Genomic DNA, 6,000 nt, shown 5'->3' with positions numbered 1-6,000 from the left:
GTTTATACATGGACGTTTGGAATTCAAGCATGTCAAACGGTGCAGGAATCAACCAGGGCGCTTTGAATTCAGGAAGCAACCAGAAATTTACTTTCACGCATTTAGGCGACGGAATGTATAAAATCATTGCCAACCACAGCGGTATGTCAATGGATATTAACAATTTCAATAAGGCCAATGGTGCAAGAGTAGAGCAATATCCATACAATGCAACAACAAATCAACAGTTTATTTTGGTTTCTACAGGCGATGGGTATTACAAAATTGTAGCGCGTCATAGCGGCAGAATCGTTGAGGTAGCAGGAGCAAGCACGGCTTCTGGAGCAATTGTACAGCAATGGGATAACAACAATCAAACTTGCGGACAATGGAAATTAGTTCCGGCAGCAAGTTCACAGACATCGGTTTTAATTCAGGCAGAAGATTATTCAGCGATGAGCGGTATTCAGGTTGAAGCTACAACTGATACTGGCGGAGGATCAAACGTTGGTTATACAGAAACAGGCGACTGGTTAGCGTATAACAGCATCAATTTCCCAACAACAGGTTCTTATTTAATCGAATACCGAGTAGCAAGTGCTGTTACAGGCGGCAGATTATCATCTGATTTAAACGGAGGAACAATTGTTTTAGGAAATGTTGATATCCCTAATACTGGAGGATGGCAAAACTGGCAGACTGTTTCTCAGACTGTCAACGTTAATGCAGGAACGTACAATTTCGGAATTTATATTCAAAATACCGGAATGAACATCAACTGGATTAAAATTACAAAAGTAGGTGCAGGATTGGCTGCTAAAACGGCTTCAGTTCAAACAGAAGAAGCGCCGGAAGAAACCGTTTTAAATGTTTATCCAAGCCCGGTTGAAAATACATTGTTTACCACAACAGACCTTTCTGGAGGAGATGTAAAAATCGTTAATGCACAATCAGGAAATACTGTTTTATCGAAAAAAAGCAATGGAAACAGTATCGATGTTTCGCATTTAGCAAAAGGAATCTATTTGATTGTTTTTGAGAAAGACGGCAAACAGACAATCAAACGTTTTATCAAAAAATAGTTTTAAAAAGTGATCTCAGGCTTTAGGTCTTAGGTAATAATTTAGGTAGTGTTAGTTCTGCAAAATTAGATTGCACAGCAGTCAAATCTAAAATCTAAAGTCTGAAATCTTAAATAAAAATATACAACTCAATAACCGTCCCCTTATTTACGAGTTTATTAATCTATTAAAACAATTATTATGAAAAACAATTACAGAAGAATGCTGCAGAAATGCATGATTATTTTAGTGTTGGGTCTTTTTAATTTAGCGTCAGCCCAAAAGAAAGTAATAGCTTATATCCCGAACTGGATAGATTTAAATGCTTTTTCAAGTACAATTCAGTACAGTAAATTAACGCACATTAATATTGCGTTCGAAAATCCCGATGCCAATGGTTATTTGAGTTTTAATTCAGGAAGCAATGCCATTATTAATGCAGCTCATGCCCAGAATATTAAAGTTTTTGTATCGCTTGGAGGAGGTTCTGTTTCTGAAGGCGGCGCAATTCGCGACAATTATTTTAATTTGATTACGCCGGCAAACAGAACCGCTTTTATTCAAAAAATCTACGATTATGTAGTAGCGCATAATTTTGACGGTGTTGACGTAGACTTAGAAGGTCCGGCAATTAATGGCGACTACGGAGGATTTGTAATTGCACTTGCTAATAAACTGCATGCTAATGGTAAATTAATCTCAGCAGCGCTTTCAGAAGGATATGGTGGTGCAAATGTACCTTCATCTACTTTTGCAGCTTATGACTGGATCAATATCATGGCGTATGATGCAACAGGACCTTGGGCACCTGGAAATCCGGGACAGCATTCTCCATACAGCATGGCTGTAAACCAATTCAATTATTGGACTGGAAGAGGATTACCGGCAAGTAAAGCCATTATTGGACTTCCTTTTTACGGATATGGTTTTGGAGCTTCGGCCAATCAGGGAATTTCTTATGCCAATATCGTGGCGCAATATCCGGGAGCTGAAAATCTGGATCAGGTTGGAAATACAATTTATTATAACGGAATCCCAACGATTAAACAAAAAACAACTTTTGCTGTTCAAAACGCAGGCGGTGTTATGATCTGGGAATTATCTCAGGATGCAACGGGTGCAAAATCATTACTTACAGCTGTTGATCAAGTTGTAAAAGGAAGCAACCCTCCAACAGGAACTGGAACTTTAATTCAGGCTGAAAATTACAACACCATGAGCGGTGTTCAGACAGAACCAACAACTGATACCGGAGGCGGATTAAACGTTGGATATTGTGATACTGGCGACTGGATGGCATATTACAACATTAATTTTCCAACTTCAGGAAATTACGTAATTGAATACCGAGTGGCAAGCGCCGTTACCGGAGGAAGATTATCATCTGATTTAAATGCAGGAACGATTCAGCTTGGTACTGTAAATGTACCTAATACAGGCGGATGGCAAAACTGGCAGACAATTACGCAGACTGTAAATGTAAATGCAGGAACGTATAACTTCGGGATATATGTTCAAAATACAGGTTTTAATATCAACTGGTTTAGAATCACAAAAGCAGCTTCAGGTTTAGCAGCTAAATCGGCTTCAGCAGATAAAATTGAAAGTCTGACTGTATATCCAAATCCATCAGAAGATACACTTTTCTTCTCGGCAGAAGTTTCGGGAGCAAATGTAAGCATTATCAATTCTGAGGGCGGAGCAACAGTTTCTACACAAAAAGCAAACGACAACAGTATTAATGTTTCAGGTTTAAAAAGCGGTATCTATTTGATTTTAGTTGAAAAAGACGGAATCAAAACGGTAAGACGTTTTATTAAAAAATAATTTTTCAAAAAGCACTATCTCTTTTTTGTTTCGACAGGAAAAAATAGTGCTTTTTTAACACATAGAAACGTAGTTTATTTTTCTAAAAAAGGCGTTTCACTTGCATTAATAATCATAGTTTGTAACGTTTCACTATGTGTAAAAACTAGTTTTTTAGATAACCTTCTTTCAAATTTAAATCTATGTTTCTATGTGTTTAAAAATTACCCGCATATTATTGTAACCCTTTTTACCCCAAATAAATATGAAAAACAATTACAGACTCAGTTTGACATTTCTTGTCTTTCTGGCTTTCAGCGGTTTTGTTGCTGCGCAGACTTCACTAGGTTCGAGTAAGTCTTTTATGAACACCTTAAAGAAAGAATTAACCAATTCTACAGCTTCAAAAAGTACTGACAAAACAATTTTGCTTCAGGCAGAAAAAACGAGTTTCAACGGAAAAATAAACTTCAAAGAGTCGAATGCTTCGAGTGAATTTTTAATTGGAGAAATTAAAAACATTGCCGAATCATCTTTCTACATCAAAGTAAAAGACAAATCATTAGAAGGACACATTCTTCTTAAAAAAACAAAAGAAGCCTACAAGTATTTTTCTGATGCACAAGGAAATGCGTTTGTAGAAAAAGTGGATATCAATACTTTGGTTTGTATCGATTACAAAAACCTGCCAACAAAAGACAATACAACAAGTAAAACAGCAGCTGCAGCAGAAATTGCTCCGGCTCTGCTGGATTTGCAAAGTTTACCGGGTGCAGCAGGTTGTGTCATGCTGGATTTTGACGGTTATTATATGCCGGCAGGAAATCTCTGGAACAACGGAAATGCCATTAATGCAGCACCTTCTGGAATGAACGATGCAGCAGTACAGCAGCATTGGGAAGTAGTTTCAGAAGATTACCGTCCGTTTAATGTAAACGTTACAACAAACGAAGCCGTTTTTAATTCTTATCCTAAAAACAGAAGAATGCGCGTTGTCGTTACACCGACTAATACTGCAGCTCCGGGCGCAGGAGGAGTAGCGTATATTGGATCTTTTAACTGGGATAATGATGTGCCTTGCTGGGTATTTATCACATCTGGAAAATCAGGTGGAGATGCTTCTTCTCATGAAGTAGGACATACTTTTGATCTGGGTCATGACGGACGCACAAGTCCGGCAGAAGATTATTTCGTAGGTTTAGACGGAACTTCATGGGCGCCTATTATGGGTGCAGGCTATTACAGACCTGTTGTACAATGGAGCAAAGGAGAATATAATAATGCGAACAACAAACAAGATGATGTGGCGATTATTGCCAGCGCTAAATTTGGAGTAGGATACCGCGGAGATGATTACGGAAACAATATCGCTTCTGCAGCTACATTAGATTACAATTCAAGCGGGCAGATCAATCAGAAAAACGGAATTATTTCAAGTGAAGCCGATTATGATTTCTTCTCTTTTACAACAGGAGGAGGAAATGTTTCTATAAATGCCAATACCGTTTCGAGAGACGGAAATCTGCACTTATTAATTCGATTATATAATTCGGCAGGAACAGAAATGGGAACGTATTGGAATTCAGATCCGTTTGCATTAAATGCTTCTATGAATGTTAATCTTCCGGCTGGTAAATACTATATTGGAGTGGATGGAACAGGAGCAGGAAATGCCGGAAGCGGCGGTTATTCGGCTTATGGTTCTATAGGAAGTTATTCGATTACCGGAACTATTCCGCCGGGAGGAAATATAAGTCCGTCAACTGATGTGATTACGGTTTATAAAGACTGTAATTATACAGGTTTCTCAGGCGGATTGACAATTGGTGATTATAATCTGGCACGTTTAAATTCTTTAGGAGTTTTAAATGATGATATTTCTTCACTTAGAATTACTCAGGGTTATCAGGCGATTTTATATCAGGATGATAATTTTGGCGGCGCTTCAACAGTAATTAATTCTGATAATTCTTGTTTAAATACAACTTGGAATGATAAAGTAAGTTCGATTAGAGTTATTGCAAACGGAACGACAACTTTAGGTAACCAGACTTTCTTTCTTCAAAACAGAAACAGCGGTTTATACATGGACGTTTGGAATTCAAGCATGTCAAACGGATCTGGAATAAATCAAGGCGGACTTAATTCTGGAAATAATCAAAAGTTTACGTTTACTCATTTAGGAGACGGAATGTATAAAATTATTGCCAATCACAGCGGTCAGTCAATGGATGTCAATAATTTCAATAAGGCCAATGGTGCTCGTGTAGAACAATATCCGTATAACGGAACTACGAACCAGCAGTTTATTTTAGTTTCAACAGGAGACGGTTTTTATAAAATTGTAGCACGTCACAGCGGCAGAATTGTTGAGGTTGCCGGAGCGAGTACAGCTTCTGGTGCTATTGTACAACAGTGGGATAACAACAATCAGACTTGCGGACAATGGAAATTAATCGCGACAACAACTTCTCAAACTTCTACTTTAATTCAGGCCGAAGATTATTCCGCCATGAGCGGTATTCAGGTTGAGCCAACTACAGATACAGGAGGAGGTTCAAACGTTGGTTATACTGAAACAGGAGACTGGATGGCATACAACAATATTAATTTCCCAACTACAGGTTCGTATTTAATTGAATATCGTGTTGCGAGCGGTGTTACCGGCGGCAGATTATCATCTGATTTAAATGGAGGAACTATTATTTTAGGAAATGTTGATATTCCAAACACAGGCGGATGGCAGAACTGGCAGACGGTTACGCAGACTGTAAACGTAAATGCAGGAACGTACAATTTTGGTATCTACATTCAAAATACCGGAATGAACATTAACTGGATTAGAATTACTAAAATTGGAAATGCTGCCGCAACAGCAGCGGTTGCAGCAATTTCTGCCGAAGAAAAAACAGGAGAAAATATTCTAAATATATATCCAAATCCGGTTTCAGATGTATTATCATTTACAACAGATGTAACAGGAGGAAAAATCAATATTATAGATTCTCAGGGAGCAGTTATCGGGTCTCAAAATGCTGCAGAAAATAGTTTGAACGTTTCGAATTTAAAACAAGGAATTTATTTTATTGTTTTAGAAAAAGACGGGCAGAAAACAATTAAACGTTTTATTAAAAAATAATCTTAACCCATTTGC

General features: G+C 37.9%; 3 protein-coding genes. All 3 read left to right on the top strand.

The annotated features are described in order from the left end of the window. On the top strand, positions 1-1,061 hold a 1,061-nt coding region (locus ACTJIW_RS03815), incomplete at its 5' end, for a carbohydrate-binding protein (protein ID WP_440718439.1). 180 nt (positions 1,062-1,241) lie between these two features. Further along, complete coding sequence (locus ACTJIW_RS03810; protein WP_440715452.1) at positions 1,242-2,867, top strand: glycosyl hydrolase family 18 protein; 1,626 nt, start codon at positions 1,242-1,244, stop codon at positions 2,865-2,867. Positions 2,868-3,111: 244 nt separating this feature from the next. Then, positions 3,112-5,985, top strand: coding sequence for an RICIN domain-containing protein (locus tag ACTJIW_RS03805; protein WP_440715453.1), 2,874 nt, complete (start codon positions 3,112-3,114; stop codon positions 5,983-5,985). Positions 5,986-6,000 lie beyond the last annotated feature (15 nt).

Origin of the sequence: Flavobacterium sp. 22659 (genome assembly GCF_052044235.1) — a bacterium.
GTDB lineage: Bacteria > Bacteroidota > Bacteroidia > Flavobacteriales > Flavobacteriaceae > Flavobacterium > Flavobacterium johnsoniae.
This window is presented reverse-complemented; position numbering and strand designations above follow the sequence as displayed.